General features: G+C 65.1%; 13 protein-coding genes. 8 read left to right on the top strand and 5 right to left on the bottom strand.

From position 1 onward, the window contains the following. The first annotated feature begins 28 nt into the window (after positions 1–28). The 4 genes from J5M67_RS15450 to J5M67_RS15435 are packed head-to-tail and all read left to right on the top strand — an operon-like array spanning position 29 to position 5,768. Complete coding sequence (locus J5M67_RS15450; RefSeq protein ID WP_207886216.1) at positions 29–1,579, top strand: TolC family protein; 1,551 nt, start codon at positions 29–31, stop codon at positions 1,577–1,579. Beyond that, entirely contained in the window at positions 1,560–2,330 is a 771-nt protein-coding gene (locus tag J5M67_RS15445; RefSeq protein WP_207886215.1) for an efflux RND transporter periplasmic adaptor subunit, read from the top strand. Before J5M67_RS15450 ends, J5M67_RS15445 begins: the two co-directional genes overlap by 20 nt. After that, entirely contained in the window at positions 2,323–3,663 is a 1,341-nt protein-coding gene (locus tag J5M67_RS15440; protein WP_207886214.1) for an efflux RND transporter periplasmic adaptor subunit, read from the top strand. Before J5M67_RS15445 ends, J5M67_RS15440 begins: the two co-directional genes overlap by 8 nt. 5 nt (positions 3,664–3,668) lie before the next feature. Beyond that, a complete protein-coding gene (locus tag J5M67_RS15435) occupies positions 3,669–5,768 on the top strand; it encodes an HlyD family efflux transporter periplasmic adaptor subunit (RefSeq protein WP_207886213.1) in 2,100 nt (699 codons plus the stop codon). Between the two features lie 311 nt (positions 5,769–6,079). On the opposite strand, the gene J5M67_RS15430 is transcribed toward J5M67_RS15435, so the two are convergent. Continuing rightward, a complete protein-coding gene (locus J5M67_RS15430; protein WP_207886212.1) occupies positions 6,080–7,312 on the bottom strand; it encodes an NADH:flavin oxidoreductase/NADH oxidase family protein in 1,233 nt (410 codons plus the stop codon). Between the two features lie 132 nt (positions 7,313–7,444). Then, positions 7,445–8,131, bottom strand: a complete 687-nt coding sequence (locus J5M67_RS15425; RefSeq protein ID WP_207886211.1) for a type 1 glutamine amidotransferase domain-containing protein — start codon at positions 8,129–8,131, stop codon at positions 7,445–7,447. 292 nt (positions 8,132–8,423) lie between these two features. Here J5M67_RS15425 and J5M67_RS15420 point away from each other — a divergent pair, with 292 nt between their 5' ends. Further along, positions 8,424–9,425: an acetoacetate decarboxylase (ADC) gene (locus tag J5M67_RS15420; protein WP_207886210.1), complete on the top strand. Its 1,002-nt coding sequence runs from the start codon at positions 8,424–8,426 to the stop codon at positions 9,423–9,425. Positions 9,426–9,467: 42 nt separating this feature from the next. On the opposite strand, the gene J5M67_RS15415 is transcribed toward J5M67_RS15420, so the two are convergent. Further along, positions 9,468–9,932 (bottom strand): MerR family transcriptional regulator, encoded by a 465-nt coding sequence (locus J5M67_RS15415; protein ID WP_207886209.1) that lies wholly within the window; start codon positions 9,930–9,932, stop codon positions 9,468–9,470. 342 nt (positions 9,933–10,274) lie between these two features. Here J5M67_RS15415 and J5M67_RS15410 point away from each other — a divergent pair, with 342 nt between their 5' ends. Both J5M67_RS15410 and J5M67_RS15405 read left to right on the top strand, forming a co-directional pair. After that, a complete protein-coding gene (locus J5M67_RS15410) occupies positions 10,275–11,105 on the top strand; it encodes an alpha/beta fold hydrolase (protein WP_207886208.1) in 831 nt (276 codons plus the stop codon). 143 nt (positions 11,106–11,248) lie between these two features. After that, on the top strand, positions 11,249–12,235 hold the full coding sequence (locus J5M67_RS15405; RefSeq protein WP_207886256.1) for an NAD(P)H-quinone oxidoreductase: 987 nt from the start codon (positions 11,249–11,251) through the stop codon (positions 12,233–12,235). 113 nt (positions 12,236–12,348) lie between these two features. On the opposite strand, the gene J5M67_RS15400 is transcribed toward J5M67_RS15405, so the two are convergent. Further along, entirely contained in the window at positions 12,349–13,809 is a 1,461-nt protein-coding gene (locus tag J5M67_RS15400) for a serine hydrolase (RefSeq protein WP_207886207.1), read from the bottom strand. 200 nt (positions 13,810–14,009) lie between these two features. Here J5M67_RS15400 and J5M67_RS15395 point away from each other — a divergent pair, with 200 nt between their 5' ends. Then, positions 14,010–15,002, top strand: a complete 993-nt coding sequence (locus tag J5M67_RS15395; protein WP_207886206.1) for a helix-turn-helix domain-containing protein — start codon at positions 14,010–14,012, stop codon at positions 15,000–15,002. Positions 15,003–15,193: 191 nt separating this feature from the next. Here J5M67_RS15395 and glsB read toward each other — a convergent pair whose 3' ends face one another. Beyond that, the gene (gene glsB / locus J5M67_RS15390; protein ID WP_207886205.1) at positions 15,194–16,102 is read right to left on the bottom strand and encodes a glutaminase B; all 909 of its coding nucleotides are present in this window, start codon (positions 16,100–16,102) and stop codon (positions 15,194–15,196) included. Positions 16,103–16,119 lie beyond the last annotated feature (17 nt).

The raw sequence follows: 16,119 nt of genomic DNA, 5'->3' as shown, positions 1-16,119 counted from the left end.
GCCCTTACGGATGGAGCGAGGACTGAACATGCCCGCATACGCCCTGAAATGCCTGAGCGCCACGATTGCCAGCAGCGTACTGCTGGCTGCCTGCTCGCACTTCGAACCCAAGCCCTACACCCAGGACGAAATGCGCCAGCGGGTCATCGAAGACCAGGCTCGGATGTACAAGGAACAGGAGCCGGTGAACGGGCCGATCACCTTCTACGAGGCCTCGGCGCGCGCGTTGAAATACAACCTCGACTATCGCCTGAAGCTGCTGGAAAGCGCGCTGGCCTCCGACCTGCGCGACGTCACCAGCCACGAGATGCTGCCACGCCTGGTCGCCTCGGCAGGCTACGCCGGGCGCAACAACGACTCGGGCGGCACCTCCATCGGCATCGAGGACCGTCAGGTCAGCCTGCGCCCGTCCACCTCCGAGGAGCGCTACCGCACCCTCTACAGCCTGGGCCTGTCCTGGAGCCTGCTGGACTTCGGCGTTGCGTACTACCGCACCCAGCAGAAGAACGACCAGATGCTGATGGCCGAGGAGCGCCGCGAGAAGGTCGCGCAGAACGTCCTGCAGGACGTGCGCAACGCCTACTGGCGCGCCTTGGGCGCCCAGCGCCTGCTGCCGGAAGTGGACGGCCTGCTGATGCGCACCCACCGCGCGCTGACCGCCGCCCGCGAGGCCGAGGGCAAGGGCCTGCTGCCGCGCCAGGACATCCTCGCCTACCAGCGCGCCCTGCTCGACTCGGTGTACATGCTCACCGTGCGCCGCCAGGACCTGGAATTCGCCCGCGCCGAACTGGCCGCGCTGATGTCGCTGCCACCGAACACGAAAATGGTCCTGGCCGATATCGGCGAACAGCCGCTGCCGCTGGTGACCAACAACACCGACCAGCTGGAGCGCCTGTCCCTGGAGCACCGCCCGGAGATCATGGAGGAGTGGTACCGCAAACGCGTCGACATGAACGACCTGAAGATCGCCAAGGCCCAGCTGTGGCCGAACGTGAGCTTCAACTACGGCTACGAGTACGACTCCAACAAATACCTCTACAACAACGACTGGAACCAGACCGGCATCAATGTCTCGATGAACCTGCTGCGCCTGCTGCAGTACCCGGACATCCAGGCCGCCGAAGAGAGCCAGGAGAAGACCGACGACATGCGCCGCACCGCGCTGTCCATGGCCATCCTCACCCAGGTCCGGGTGGGCCTGCTGCGCTACCAGCTGGCGCGCCAGGAAGTGGAATTCGCCGACGAAAGCCTGCGGGTGGACAAGAGCCTGCTCGACTACGCCCAGTCCGCCCGTGGCGCCGCCCTGGGCAGCGAACTGGAGCTGATCCGCGCCGAGGGCCGCTACCTGCTTTCGCGTTACCAGCGCGAAGCCGCCTACTCCGACGCCCAGGCGGCCTGGGGGCGGCTGTACAACTCGGTGGGCTTCGAGGTGATGCCCAAGGAAGTCCAGAGCCACGACGTGAAGACCCTGGCGCGGGAAATCCAGCGCACCCTCGAACAGCAGTCCAGCACCAACCTGCTCGTCAGCAGCGTATCCCGTGCTGAAGAAGGAAGCGCCAATGCCGCACCCGTGCAATAAGCCGTACCTGCTCCTCCCGCTGTGCCTGATGCTGCTGCACCCGGCATGGGCCGACGATGCCCTGCCGACGCCGCCGGACAACGATCCGGGGGCGATCCGCGTGCTGCTGGTCTCCGACCTGGAAACCACCCTTTCCGCGCAGATGAACGGCACCCTCGGTGCGCTCAAGGCCAGCCTCGGCGAGAAGGTCGCCAAGGACGCGCAGCTCGCCCAGCTGGGCTGCACGGAAGTGAACGCGCGCGCCAAGGTCGCCGCCGCCGAGCTGAACATGGCCCGCGCCAACCTCGCGGCCAAGCGCAACCTGCGCAAGCTCGACGCCGTGGGCGACCTGGAAGTGGCCCTGGCCAGCACCGAGGTGGAAAAGGCCGACGGCGCCCTCACCCTGGCCCGCGCCCAGGCCGGCTACTGCCTGGTGGACGCGCCCTTCGCCGGGCGCATTGCCAAGGTCTACGTCAAGCCGTACCAGACGGTTTCCGCCGGTACGCCGCTGTTCGACCTGGTCAGCGACGGCGCCCTGAAGGTCCGTCTCAACGTGCCCTCCTCGCTGCTGCCGCGCCTGCAAGCGGGGATGCCGCTGCAGGTGGACATCCATGAAACCGGCCAGCACTACCCGGCGAAGATCAGCGCGATCAACGCGCGGGTCGATGCGGTGGCGCAGACCGTGGAGCTGGAGGCCAAGCTGGACGCCAGCTACCCCGAACTGATCGCCGGCATGAGCGGGGTCGCGCGCTTCCCCGAAAACCATGAGTGAGCTGCTGCCACCCCCTCAGCTGCTGCTGAGCCTGGCCAACGTCCGCGACCGGGCACTGGCGGCCGACTCGCTGAACGCCCTGGCTTTCAGCATCGCCAACGACCTGTTCCCGCTGCTGCGTTTCCACCAGGCGCTGGTGTTCGCCTGCCACGATGCGCGCAACGAGCTGCTGGCCGTCTCCGGCCTGGCCAGGCCGACGGAAGACTCGCCCTACCTGGTGTGGCTAGAACGCGCCAGCCGCTGGGTTGCCACGCAGCTGCCCGACGGCACGCCCAACTGGCTCGCCCGCGAAGCCCTCGATCCGCCGGCGGACATCGCCGAAGGCTGGGCCGAATGGTGGCCCGCCGGGCTCTGGTGCGTGCCGCTGCATGATCGTGCCGGCCAACGCCAGGGCTTGGTGCTGTTCCTCCTCGACGAAGCGCCCGCGCGCAACCTGCAACCGCTGCTGCAAGGCATCTGGCAGACCTGGGCCCACGCCTGGGCCGCCTTCGGCCCGCGCCCGCGCCTGCGCTTCTGGCGGCCGAGCAAGCGCCAGGTGCTGGTCGGGGTAATTGCCCTCGCCGCACTGCTGCTGATCCCGGTCCGGCAGACCGCCCTGGCGCCGGCCGAGGTCGTCTCGCGCAACGCCCAGGTAATCAGCTCGCCCATCGACGGGGTGATCGCCCGGATGCTGGTGCGCCCCAACCAACCGGTGGAGGTCGGCACGCCGCTGTTCGTGCTGGACGAAACCACCCTGCGCAGCCGCGCCGAGGTGCTGGCCAAGGAAGTCGCCGTGGCCGACGCCGAACTCCTGGCCGCCAGCCAGCGCGCCTTCGACAACCCACAGAGCAAGGGCGAACTCTCGGTGCTCGATGGCCGCGCCCGCCAGCGCCGCGCCGAGCTGGCCGCCGTGCAGGCGCAACTGGCACGCACCCGTGTGCTCTCGCCGCGTGCCGGGGTCGCCGTGTACAGCGACCCCAACGACTGGCTGGGCAAGCCGGTGGTGACCGGCGAGCGCATCCTCCAGGTGGCCGACCCGAGCGAGCCGGGCATGCGCATCCAGTTGCCAGTGGCCGACGCCATCGCGCTGGAGCCGGGGGCGAAAGTGGCGCTGTTCCTCACCGCCTACCCGCTCGACCCGCTGCACGGGGAAATCCTCGACACCAGCTACCAGGCCAAGCCCAGCGACGAAGGCGTGGCCTCCTACCGCCTGCTGGCCAGCGTGGAAAACACCCCGCCCCACGCCCGCCTGGGTCTGCACGGCACCGCCAAGCTCTACGGCGAACGCGTGGTGCTCGGCTACTACCTGCTGCGCCGCCCGCTGGCCTCGCTGCGCGCCTGGACCGGCTGGTGACGGGGATGGACGTCGCCGTCGAAGACCTGCCCACCCCGCCGCTGCGCGACGATCTGCGCCTGTCCGAAGCCGCGCCCGGCCCGGATGGCGAACCGGTATGGGTGATCCAGGACAGCGTGCTCAACCGCTTCTACCGCATCGGCTGGCTGGAGTTCGAGTGCCTGCTGCGCTGGGAGCAGACGCCCCGGCAGATCAGCGAGCAGATCGCCGAACAGACTGCGCTCAAGCCGGACGCCGAGCAGGTGCTGGGATTCCGCCAGTTCCTCGAACACCACCAGCTGCTGCGTTCCGGGCCCGAGGCGCTGGCGCGCTTGCAGGCCCGCAGCGAGGGCAGGCAGTGGACCACCTGGAACTGGTGGCTGCACCACTACCTGTTCTTCCGCATCCCGCTGCTCCGCCCGCAGCGCTTCCTGCGCGCCATCGCTGGCAGCCTCGACTGGCTGTTCAATCGCTACGTGGCGATGCTGGTGGTGCTCCTGAGCCTCGCCGGCATCGTGATGGTGACGCACCAGTGGGACACCTTCACCCATGATGTGGTGGAGTCCTTCTCCTTCGAAGGCCTGCTCAGCTTCGCCGCCGCGCTCATGGTGGCCAAGACGCTCCACGAGCTGGGCCACGCGCTGGTGGCGACCCGGCTGGGGCTGAAGGTCGCGCACATGGGCGTCGCCTTCGTGGTGATGTGGCCGATGCTCTACACCGACACCGGGGAAAGCTGGAAGCTGCGCAGCAACCGCCAGCGCCTGGCCATCGCCAGCGCGGGGATCGTTACCGAGCTGGGGCTGGCCGGGCTTTCCACCCTGGGCTGGGCGCTGGCCGATCCGGGGCCGCTGCGCAATGGCTTGCTGTACCTGGCCACCACCAGCTGGGCGCTGTCTGTCGCGCTGAACGCCAGCCCCTTCATGCGCTTCGACGGCTACTTCATCTTCTCCGACCTGCTGGACTTCCCCAACCTGCACGAGCGCGCCGGCGCCCTCGCCCGCACCACATTGCGGCGCAACCTGCTGGGGCTGGAGGAGCCCTGGCCGGAGCACTTCCCCGCCGGCAAGCGCCGCCTGCTGGTGGCCTTCGCCTTCGGCACCTGGGTCTACCGCCTGCTGCTGTTCCTCGGCATCGCCGTGGCGGTCTACTACTTCTTCTTCAAACTGCTGGGGATCTTCCTGTTCGCCGTGGAAATCAGCTGGTTCATCGTTCAGCCCGTGTGGCGCGAACTCAAGGTCTGGGGGCAGCGCCGCACGGAAGTGAAGCCGCGGCGCAAGCTGGTGTTCCTCACGCTGCTCGGCGCCCTGCTGCTCCTGCTCGCCATCCCCTGGCGCACCCAGGTGCACGCCATGGGCGTGGCCCGCGCGGCGCAGCAGCTGCACGTCTACGCGCCCTTCCCCGCGCTGCTGCGTGACGTGCGCGCCGGTGGCGAAGTGGCCAAGGGCGAGACCCTGGCGGTGATGGAGGAACCGGACATCGCCGCCAAGGTGCGCGGCAGCGAGGCGAGCATCCGTGGCTACGAAGGCCGCCTGGCGGGCATGCTCGCCGACCCGGCGGGCCTCTCCGAGGAAGCCGTCACCCGCCAGCGCCTGGGGGTGGAATACCAGCAGGCCCGCGCCGCCCGCAACGAGATGGCCCGCCTTACCCTGCAGGCCCCCTTCGCCGGCCGCTGGATGGACGTCGGCCCGGAATGGAAGGCCGGCCAGTGGATCAACAGCCGCGAACCGCTTGGCGTGCTGGTCGATCCGAGTTCCTGGCTGGTGGACGCCTACGTCAAGCAGGACGAAGTCCAGCGCCTCACCGACGGCGGCCGCGTGCGCTTCTATCCCGAAGGCGTGCCCAGCCCCATCGACGGCCAGGTGGTGCTGATCGGCACCACGCGCGTCAGCCAGCTGGAGCAACCGATGCTCGCCTCGCGCTACGGCGGCCCGCTGAACGTCAATGCCCAGGGCGAAGTACTGGTGCCCAACCCGGCGCTGTTCCATGTACTGGTGAAACTCGACGCACCGCCGCCGAACCTGCACGAGACCCGTGGTCACCTGCAGATCGACGGGGCACGGCGCAGCTGGCTGGGGGAAAGCGTTACCCGCCTGCTGGCGGTGGCGTTGCGCGAGAGCGGCTTCTAGTTGCGAATGCAGGGCTGGCTGCAGCCAAGGTCAGACGGCGTATAACGTCGAACGTTATACGCCCTACGTCCCCGCACCCAGGTTGCAGTATGAACACCTGTAGGACCGAGGGGGACGCCCAGTCCTTGCTCGCGAACCGCCCGACATTGATGTGTCCGGGAGACTCTGTTCGCGAGCAAGCTCGCTCCTACGAAGAGCAGCCCGGTGCACGGCGTGTACCCTGTAGGGCGTACAACCGCGAGCGGTTGTACGCCGATACGCCGTGCGCATGGTCGGCTCCATGGCCAACTCGGGATAGGCTGCAGCCAAGGTCAGGCGGCGATACGCCGGACCCAACGCCGATACCGCCAGGTCCGCACCTGCGTATCCAGTTGCTGCTCCAGCAGCGCCAACGCCGGCGCGACATCCGGGTTGGCGGCCCTGCCGAGGCTCAGGCGGCGCAGTTGGTGCTTCACCATCGCCATGTAGCCGATCGATGCGAGCACCTTGTTCTTCCAGGTGATTGGCCTGAGCATCGGGGCACTTGCGAGCCCCGCCCGCCACTCCTTGGGCAGGTTGGGGTTGATGGCCAGCGCCGTGCCCATTCCCACCATGTCGATGCCGCTCTCCAGCACCTGCTCGGCCACCGACAACCGGCGTACGCCGCCCGTGACCATCACCGGCATCTGCGCGACGGCGGAAATGTCCTTGGCGAACTCCAGGAAGTAGGCCTCCCGTGCCAGCGTGCGGCCGTCGCGGGCCTGCCCGTGCATGGCCGGTGCTTCATAGCTGCCGCCCGACAGTTCGATCAGGTCCACGCCCAGGGGATTGAGCAGCTCGATGACCCGCTTCGCATCGTCGGTGCTGAACCCGCCGCGCTGGAAGTCGGCCGAGTTGATCTTCACCGCCACCGCGAAGCGCGGCTTCACCACCGCTCGGACTTCCTTGACCACGTCCACCAGCAGGCGGGCCCGGTTCTCGATCGAACCGCCCCACTGGTCCGTGCGCTTGTTGGTGATCGGCGACAGGAACTGGCTGATCAGGTAGCCGTGCGCCGCATGGATCTGCACGCCGTCGAAGCCGAAGCGTTCGGCGAGTACGGCTGTCCTGACGAAGCGCGCCTTGACCTCCGCGATATCCCCGGCGGTCATCGCCCGTGGCGGAATGAACTGCTTGGAGAAGTTGCCCAGGTCCATGGGGACCTCGGACGGCGCGATGGTGTCCTGCTTCAGCGCCGCCGGCATCTGGCGCCCCGGATGGTTGATCTGCATCCACACATGGCCACCGTGGGAGCGCGCCGCCTCCGCCCAGGCCCGGAAGCGTTCGCCATGGCGCTCGGACTCCAGCACAACGCCGCCCGGACCGGTCATGGCGCGGTGGTCGATCATGACGTTGCCGGTGATCATCAGGCCGGTTTCTCCCTCGGCCCAGGTGCGATAGAGACGGATCAACGCCTCCGATGGCGCATGGTCCTTGTCCGCCATGTTTTCTTCCATGGCGGCTTTGGCGAGACGATTCGGAATCACTGCCCCACTGGGCAAGGTCAACGGAGAGAAGGCGCTCATCACGGGCTCCAGGATGGGTGATGGCAGCACCATAACCTTGAAGCAAACTTTAAGGTCAAGCGAATATTCCGGAGCAGGGAGAGAGGTCGAATGCTCCGATCGACTCTCCCCCTCCAAGCGCTCCGAACACCCTCAGCTCAGCAGCGCGACCACCCGCTCCGCCGTCGCCTTTGCCGATTGCGGGTTCTGCCCCGTGACCAGCCGACCATCGACGGCGACATTGGATACGAACGGCAGCAAGGCCTTCTCGTAGCGTGCGCCGCGGCGCTTCATTTCTTCCTCTGAGTTGTAGGGCACCTGCTTCGCGACACCCGCCAGCACTTCCTCGATCCAGGAATAACCGGTCAGTCGCTTGCCGGCGACCAGCAGGCGGCCGTCCGAAAGCCGGGTATTCAGCAACCCGCAGTAGCCATGGCACACGGAAGACACTATCCCGCCGCGCTCGTAGATTTCCCGGGTGAGCCGCTGCAATCCGGCATCGTCGGGAAAGTCCCACATCACGGCATGCCCACCGGTGAAGTAGATGGCGTCGAAGTCGGCGGAGTCGATGTCCTCCGGCCGCGCCGTGGTCGCCAGGCGCGACATGCTGCCCTCATCGTTCAGCCAGGCCTTGGCCGTGCGGTCGAGCAGCGGCCATTTCAGGGCGCGCGGCTCCAGGGGCGACAGCCCGCCCCTGGGGCTCACCAGGTGCTGCTCGTAGCCCATGGCGGAAAAGACGTGATAGGCGTGGGTCAGCTCGCTCAGCCACAAGCCGGTGGGCTTCGACGGATCGGCGTAATGAGCGACGTTGGTAACGACGTGAAGAATGCGCTTGGCCATGTTTCGGGTGTCCTCCTGTCCAGCCGCCTTCACTCTAAGGTTGAACTCAACTTCAAGGTCAATGCCGTCGTTCCTTATGGCGTACATTCACAGAATTTATTGAGAGGTGCACGGAATATCATCAGGAACCCCGGAAATCGCCGTGCTGCCCGGTTAAACGCCCCCTCGGGGCTGACTCTCCAGACACGAAAAGCCGTCTTGACCTTAAAGTTTAGTTAAAGGTTAGGGTTCCGCCGGCAAGCCGCTGAAAGCGTGCCGCCAAGGCCACCCATGACTCTGGAGACAGTTGAAGATGAAACTCGGAAGTGTTGCCGCAATAGCCGGACTGTTCGTCAATGCCCTTGCGGCCACCGCCTGGGCTGAAGTTCCGCCAACGAAGTCGGAAAGTACCCTCATCGATATCGCCGGTCATCAGGTGCCCGTGGTCAAGGGCGGCCTGTACGACCGCTACCGTTCGAACCCTCCGCTCTCGGTCATCGCCAGCGAAGCGCCGGATATCGACCTGAGCTGGTTCAAGGGGCTGATCAAGACGAAGGTGGACATCGGCTTCGAATCCTATTCGCCGAATTTCTACTACAGGAACAGCCGGGTCACCGCGGTCTTTACCGCCGATATCGAGAAACTGCGGGAACTGATGCCGGCCAAGGTGCTGGAGCAGGTGCAGCCGCTGCAGATCTGGCCGGGGCGCGGCCTGGTGGCCTTTACCGCCTATTCCTATCACTACTGCGACAATGACAGCTACAACGAGGTCGCCCTCTCGATCATCACCAACAAGCCCGGCAACTCCAACCTCGGCCCGATCACGCTGATCGGCCAGTCAATCTCCAAGGATTTCTGGGGCTATGTGCTCAAGCTTCCGGTGAATACCGAGCTGGCCCGGGTGCGCGGCGTCGTGGGTTACAACCTGCCCAAGTGGCTCACCGGCATAAACGTCAGGGAGGACGAGCACAGCGTCTCCTACGACATCATCGATAGCCAGACGGGGAAAGTGGATGTCGTCTTCCGCGGCGACAAACTCGACGGACTCTCGAAGGACGCTGAGCTGGTGACCAACAGCTTCACCAATACCGACAAGGCCGGTGAGCTGACCTATGGCTATGCGGTTTCGCGGCAACTCAGCCACGCCTCCAGTACCAGTGGCGATTCGGCGCGACTGACGCTCGGCGATGGCAGCCTCTCGGCCTACATCAAGCCGCTGAAGCTGGGGAAGATGATGAAGTATGAGTACGTTCCGGACTTCCAGAGCGCGCTGTACGCCCCCAAGCCGCTTGCCACGCTGATCGGGAAGAACTGACCCCATCAAGCCTGGCCGACAAGGCCTGGCTTTTCCCAGGGGTTACTCCTCGGCTCCCGCCAGGGCCGCGCCGACAGCTTTGCGCGGCTTGGCGAGTGTCCGCGCTTCCTCGCGCAGGCGCTCCAGCACGCGTTGCGTGTTGTCAACGCAGTGCATGCCTTCGGGCTTGCTCTCGATGCCGTCGATGACCATCAGCAACTGCGCCCTGCTCTGCTTCAGGCGTTCCTGCAGCACCTCGATTTCCGCCACCTTGCGCTTGAGGCCGGCGAGCAGTTCGCCGTGCTGCCAGCCATTGGCATTGACCGGCAGCAGGTGACGGATCTCCTCCAGGGAGAACCCCGCACTCTGGGCGCCCGTGATGATCTCCAGAATCCACACGGTGTCTTCGCTGTAGTCCCGGTAACCATTGGCCTTGCGCTCGACGGAATGGATCAGTCCGCTCGCCTCGTAGAAGCGAATGCGCGACGGCGCCAGCCCACAGCGCTTCGCCAGTTCTCCAATTCTCATGCCGTACCCTCGAAAAAAGCTTTGACCTTAAAGCTTACTTTAATCCTAGAGTGAACAGACGGCCAAGCGATGGGTTGCCCCATCCAGCGTGCGACAACGCCACGGCCGCTCATGGAAGAGCCCCCGCCAAGCGCAGACCGGCCATGCTCCGGTAAGCGAGCCGTTCCGGGGGGAGCCGGACGGAGCTGTTCGAAGCGTGCGTGCCGGGCCCAGGCGGTCCGCCACCTCAATCGAACCTCGCTCTGTCCGGTGAGAACGGAAATGAACTCCCGTCACGAGCGGCAATGACCAGCAAGGCTGATTGCTGGGTGCCGAACTCCACCCACCACAGGAGATGCAAACATGGGATACGTCACTACAAAGGACGGCGTAGAAATCTTCTACAAAGACTGGGGCCCGCGTGATGCCCAGGTGATCCACTTCCACCATGGTTGGCCGCTCAGTGCCGACGATTGGGATGCCCAGATGCTGTTCTTCCTGGCCAACGGCTTCCGCGTCGTCGCCCACGATCGCCGCGGGCATGGGCGTTCCAGCCAGGTCTGGGACGGCCACGACATGGACCACTACGCCGATGACGTGGCCGCGGTGGTGCAGCACCTCGGCACCCAGGGGGCGGTGCATGTCGGCCACTCCACGGGTGGCGGCGAGGTCGTCCACTACATCGCCCGGCATCGCGAGGACCCGGTGCCCAAGGCCGCCATCATCGCTGCGGTCCCTCCGCTGATGGTGAAGACGGCGAGCAATCCCGGCGGCCTGCCCAAGGATGTCTTCGACGACCTCCAGGCCCAGCTCGCGGCCAACCGCGCGCAGTTCTACCACGACATCCCGGCGGGCCCCTTCTATGGCTACAACCGCCCCGGTGCGAAGCCTTCGGAAGGCATCATCTGGAACTGGTGGCGGCAAGGCATGATGGGGTGTGCCAAGGCGCATTACGACGGCATCGTCGCCTTCTCGCAGACGGACTTCACCGAGGACCTGAAGAACATCGCCATTCCGGTGCTGGTGATGCATGGCGACGACGACCAGATCGTCCCCTATGAAAACTCCGGCCTGCTCTCGGCGAAGCTGCTGCAGAACGGCACGCTGAAGACGTACTCCGGCTTCCCGCACGGCATGCCGACCACCCAGGCCGATACCATCAACGCCGACCTGCTCGCCTTCATCCGCGGCTGACAGGCGCGGGAGCCAGGGATTCGCTCCTGGCTCCCTTCCTCCTTCGGCCGTTCGCGGCCTCGCTGCGCACCCGCCGAACGCCCTTCTCCTGTCGACTCCCACGCGAGACTCGCACCATGAACGCTCATGCTATTCCCACCCACATGACCGCCATCGAAATCAGCCAGCCGGGAGGGCCGGAAGTCCTGGTTCCCGCCGAGCGGCCTACCCCCAGCCCGGGCGCAAGGGAGGTGCTGATCAAGGTGCACGCGGCCGGCGTGAACGGCCCGGACGTACTCCAGCGCAAAGGCCTGTATGACCCGCCGCCCGGCGCCTCGGACATTCCAGGGCTGGAAATTTCCGGCGTGGTGGTGGCCCTCGGAGCGCAGGTGAGCGGTTTCGCCCTGGGCGACGAAGTCATGGCGCTGGTACCCGGCGGTGGCTACGCGCAGTACGCCGTGGCGGACGAACGCACCACCCTCCACCTTCCCAATGGCTTGAGCCGGGTGGAGGCCGCTGCGCTGCCGGAAACCTTCATGACCGTCTGGGCCAACCTGTTCCAGCGCGGGCAGTTCAAGGCCGGCGAATCGGTACTGATCCACGGTGGCGCATCGGGCATCGGCACAACCGCCACCATGCTCGCCCGGGCGTTCGGCGCCTCGACAATATTCACCACGGTGAAGAACGAAGAACAGCAGGCCGCGAGCCGGTCCCTGGGCGCCCACCATCCGATCAACTACACCGAGCAGGACTTCGTCGCCGAAGTGATGCGGGAAACCCAGGGACGCGGCGTCGACGTGGTGGTCGACATCATCGGCGGCGATTACGTCGATCGGAACTTCCAGGTCGCGGCCATGAATGGCCGGATCGTGCAGATCGGCGTCATCAAGGGGCCCGCCACCCAGGTCAATCTCTTCCCGATGCTGGTGAAGCGCCTGACGCATATCGGCTCCACCCTGCGCTCCCGGACCGCCGACGAAAAGAAGGCGATCATCGACGAACTTGAGACCCAGGTCTGGCCCCACGTCCGCAATGGCGAGGTGAAACCGCTCATCTTCAAGACCTTCGGCCTGGCGGAGGCCGGCGCGGCCCATGAGCTGATGGACTCGGGCAAACATATCGGCAAGATCGTGCTCCTCAGCGGGTCCTGACGATCGGGATCGCCTCGCCCCAGCCGGGGCCGGTCTGCGGGAGTATCAGAATTCTCACATCCGGCTGCGGTTAAAAATGCAGGGGGCCCCCTCTGACGCCCCCTGCACGTGCATCAATGCAGCGCGGTAATCATGGCGTTCAGGAAGGTCGATTCTTCACCATAGGGGTTGCTGGCGAGATAGCTTGATTCCGATACGTCACAGCAGGTCGGATCGGGCTTGTCCCAGACCGACCACTGGACAACCACGAGATTCTCTTTCTGGTTGATCGCAATCATCTGGCCGAAGACCCCGATTGCCGCGAACGTCCAGTCGGACACCGAGCCCGGCAACCCCTGGACGGCTGCGCGCCCCTGTACCGGTACCGCCCCGGCCGGATTGGTGGTGTTTTGCAGCGGGGCGCCAACAGGGGCGAACAGAGGTGATGGCTTGTGGACGCCATCATCGTATGCGGGGCTGAACCACCACATGTATCCGTATTGGCCGTTATCCGAAACCGCGGGTTCGGCCGACGCCAGCGTCCAGGTCGTAGCGTCCCGCACCCAATTGTCCGGAAGCACCGAGGAGCCGTCGGACAGGCGTCCGTTATTGAGGACGAACAACCCGAAGCGGCCATAATCCCGCAGCGTCGCATTGAACCCACCGCCACCGAAGGACACACCATCGGAAGTCCAATAGTTACCGTCGGCCTCCATGCCAAAGGGTTGCCAGATCTTCTGTTCGAGGTATTTGGCCAGGGTCTTCCCGGTGGCCCGTTGAACCACCAGGCCGCTCAGGTAGGCCTCGCCGGTGCTGTAGTTGAAGACGTCACCCGGTGCGACGGGCTTCCCCGTTGCGGGATCAACCGTACGTTTCAACGTCCGCATGAGGTTGAGCATGCAGCCCGCCGTGTCGCCCTTGTCACGCTGGCAAGCCAGCTGCGCCACGATGTCGGACTTCGGGTCCAGATAGTTTTCGTCCCAGCTCACGCCTGAAGTCATCCGCAGCATGTCGCGCAGCGACACCCCTTCATAGGCTGACCCCTTGAGCTCGGGGATGTACTTCTCCACGGTGTCGTCCAGGCTCTTGATGTAGCCATCCTTGATGGCCACGCCCATCAGCGTGGAGGTGACCGACTTACCGACCGATTTGCTGTCCCATACCGTGGAGGCGTTGACACCCATCGCGTATTTTTCGAGGACGATGGCTCCGTCCTTGATTACCAGGAGGCCCGTGGCCTTGCTGTGAGCCATGTAGTCATCGACCGTATTGTCACGCTTCGGCGCGCCATCGGCGCCGCTCCCGTATTGATAGGTGACGGCCTGCGCACGTTCTATCAGGGCGCTGCTTCCCGAGGGAAGCGCCAGCACGTCAGCCCCGCGCCGAAAGGCCTCGGTACCATACAAGTCGGCGCTATGGCTGAACCCGGCCACCTTTTCCTGCGTCGTCCACGAGAAAAGATTCTTCGGGTTCGGCAACGGCAGCTTGAGTGCCGTGGGAGTGACGGCATCGGCGCTCCCGTATGCGCTGAGCGCACCGATTGCCGAAATTGACGCCGCGATCAGCGTCGTGATGCCACGGGTTCTCAGGTTCATAGCGTCCTTGTTTCCTTCGCGGGTTCGGTTGTTGTCGGCTCATCCATCGTCGTGGGAGCGCAAGGCGCAAGTTCAACAAGAGGCCAGTCCTCCGCCAACCCTGCATTTGCAGTGGCAATGCTGTGTAGGCGCTCCGGCGTCAGCTGCGTAGAATCGGGCAATCATCTTGTCACTGGCCTGGGGAAGGGCCCCGCGACGACATGCAACTCGCAACCCTGTCATCCCTGCTCCTGGCATGGCACCGGCTCTCCACACAGTCGACGCTCGAGGGTTTCCGCGAAGGCGCCCTGGCCTTGCTGGAGGACCATATCCCCATCAGCGCCGCATGGTGGGGAGTAGCGCATCTGAGAGGTGGCTCGCCCAGGGTGCTCCAGAGCTACCTTCATCGGCTCCCGGCGGGATTTGCCGATGACTGGCTCTCCAGCGCCGGGATCGATGAGCTGGCCCACACGGTCATCGAGCATCCCGGCGTCACGGTGAGGTACACCGGTTGCGAACCGCCAGAGGACTTCGATGCGAACTACGGAATCGCATCCGCCCTGTCGACTGCGATGCCCGCCCAGAACACGGGGCTCGTCCATTTTCTGTCGATCTATCGCGACGACGCGTTGCCGTTATTTACGGAAGAAGACCGCGCACTGGTCGAGTTGCTGATGCCCCACCTGTTCCTGGCCGAAGAAAAACACGCGCTGGCAACATGGCAAGGCGAGCCGGCCGATGCCCACCAGTTGACCGCGACGGTGAGCAAACAGGCATGGCTGGAGCAAGCCACGCCCGCTTTCTGTCAGGTGCTGATGGCGGAGTTTCCCGAGTGGTTCGGGGGCCACCTGCCCAATGCGCTGCTCGACCTGATTCGTACCGGTGCCGGCCAATGGCAGGGGCGCACGCTGGACGTGTCGGTGTCCCGGGGCGAGGATGGCGGCTGTCACCTGAACCTGCAGCTACGAGCCAGCCTCGGGCTGACACGCCGCGAGGAAATGGTGGCGCGTGCCTATGCTGCCGGGAGCTCGTACAAGGAGATTGCCCGCGACCTCGGGCTTCAACCGGCAACGGTCCGTGGCTACCTTCAGCAGTGCTACCTGAAGCTCGATGTGACGAACAAGGTTTCGCTGGGAGAGGTATTGAGAGGTCGCGGCAGACCTCACCCGGATATCGCCCGGCGCCAGATGACTTCCCGCCACGAAAGAGTTTGAGTTCGAGACCGTGGGCAAGCACCGGCGGCTGGAGATCGTTGCAGATGACGCGCCTGATGCCGGGGAGCAGTTACGCTGTCGTTTCCGCCCCCGGCCTGGCGAAGAGTCGCCTCCCGTTGCAAACACTGTGGCGCTTGTCCAGAAAGAAACTCTGGACCGACTCGCGCACCTCGCATGGCCCCGCCCGCCGATCAGAACACCGACCAGCCAATCCGCGAGCTGAGCAGCTCAAGTGCCGCCATCCCGGCGTAGGAATTGCCCGCGGCATTCAACTCCGGCGACCACACGCACACGGTGAACCGCCCCGGCACGACTGCCACAATCCCTCCCCCCACGCCACTCTTGCCTGGCAAGCCCACGCGGTAGGCGAAATTCCCGGCTTCGTCGTACAGCCCGCTGGTGGCCATGATCGAGTTCACCTGCTGGGTCTGGCGCCGGGTCAGGATTTGCTCGCCGCTGTGCTTGCAGAACCCGTCGTTGGCCAGGAAACAGAATGCACGGGCCAGATCGAGGCAACTCATCTGCAGCGCGCAGTAACTGAAATAACTGCGCAGCACCGTCTCGACCTCGTTATGGAAGTTGCCGAACGACTGCATCAGGTAAGCCATGGCAGCGTTGCGCGCGCGGAACTGATATTCCGAATCCGCTACACGGGTATCGATCGATACGTGGGGATTGCCCGATAGGCGCCGTACGAAATCGCGCATCGACAAGATGGGGGCTGCGAAGCGCGATTGGTTGATATCGCAGATCACCAACGCGCCCGCATTGATGAAGGGATTGCGCGGGCGCCCGCGCTCGAACTCCAACTGCACCAGCGAGTTGAACGGCTGGCCCGAGGGCTCATGACCCAGTCGCTCCCATATGGCTTCACCGGAGTGGCCAATCGCCTGAACCAGGCTGAACACCTTGGAAATACTCTGCACCGAAAACGGCACCAATGCGTCGCCGGCGCAGTAGTAGCTGCCATCGTTGCCATAGACGGCGATGCCCAGCTGATGCGCCGGCACGTCAGCCAGTGCGGGAATGTAGTCAGCCACTTTGCCCTTGCCGATCAAGGGACGTACTTCTTCAAGAATCTCGTTCAACAGCGTTTGCATGGAAGGCCCTGTTATCA

The organism is Pseudomonas sp. 30_B (genome assembly GCF_017491605.1).
Lineage (GTDB): Bacteria > Pseudomonadota > Gammaproteobacteria > Pseudomonadales > Pseudomonadaceae > Pseudomonas.
This window is presented reverse-complemented; position numbering and strand designations above follow the sequence as displayed.

Coding starts and splice junctions, on each gene's coding strand:
- J5M67_RS15450 (WP_207886216.1), top strand. CDS start 29: ATGCCCGCATACGCCCTGAAATGCCTGAGCGCCACGATTGCCAGCAGC.
- J5M67_RS15445 (WP_207886215.1), top strand. CDS start 1,560: ATGCCGCACCCGTGCAATAAGCCGTACCTGCTCCTCCCGCTGTGCCTG.
- J5M67_RS15440 (WP_207886214.1), top strand. CDS start 2,323: ATGAGTGAGCTGCTGCCACCCCCTCAGCTGCTGCTGAGCCTGGCCAAC.
- J5M67_RS15435 (WP_207886213.1), top strand. CDS start 3,669: ATGGACGTCGCCGTCGAAGACCTGCCCACCCCGCCGCTGCGCGACGAT.
- J5M67_RS15430 (WP_207886212.1), bottom strand. CDS start 7,312: ATGAGCGCCTTCTCTCCGTTGACCTTGCCCAGTGGGGCAGTGATTCCG.
- J5M67_RS15425 (WP_207886211.1), bottom strand. CDS start 8,131: ATGGCCAAGCGCATTCTTCACGTCGTTACCAACGTCGCTCATTACGCC.
- J5M67_RS15420 (WP_207886210.1), top strand. CDS start 8,424: ATGAAACTCGGAAGTGTTGCCGCAATAGCCGGACTGTTCGTCAATGCC.
- J5M67_RS15415 (WP_207886209.1), bottom strand. CDS start 9,932: ATGAGAATTGGAGAACTGGCGAAGCGCTGTGGGCTGGCGCCGTCGCGC.
- J5M67_RS15410 (WP_207886208.1), top strand. CDS start 10,275: ATGGGATACGTCACTACAAAGGACGGCGTAGAAATCTTCTACAAAGAC.
- J5M67_RS15405 (WP_207886256.1), top strand. CDS start 11,249: ATGACCGCCATCGAAATCAGCCAGCCGGGAGGGCCGGAAGTCCTGGTT.
- J5M67_RS15400 (WP_207886207.1), bottom strand. CDS start 13,809: ATGAACCTGAGAACCCGTGGCATCACGACGCTGATCGCGGCGTCAATT.
- J5M67_RS15395 (WP_207886206.1), top strand. CDS start 14,010: ATGCAACTCGCAACCCTGTCATCCCTGCTCCTGGCATGGCACCGGCTC.
- glsB (WP_207886205.1), bottom strand. CDS start 16,102: ATGCAAACGCTGTTGAACGAGATTCTTGAAGAAGTACGTCCCTTGATC.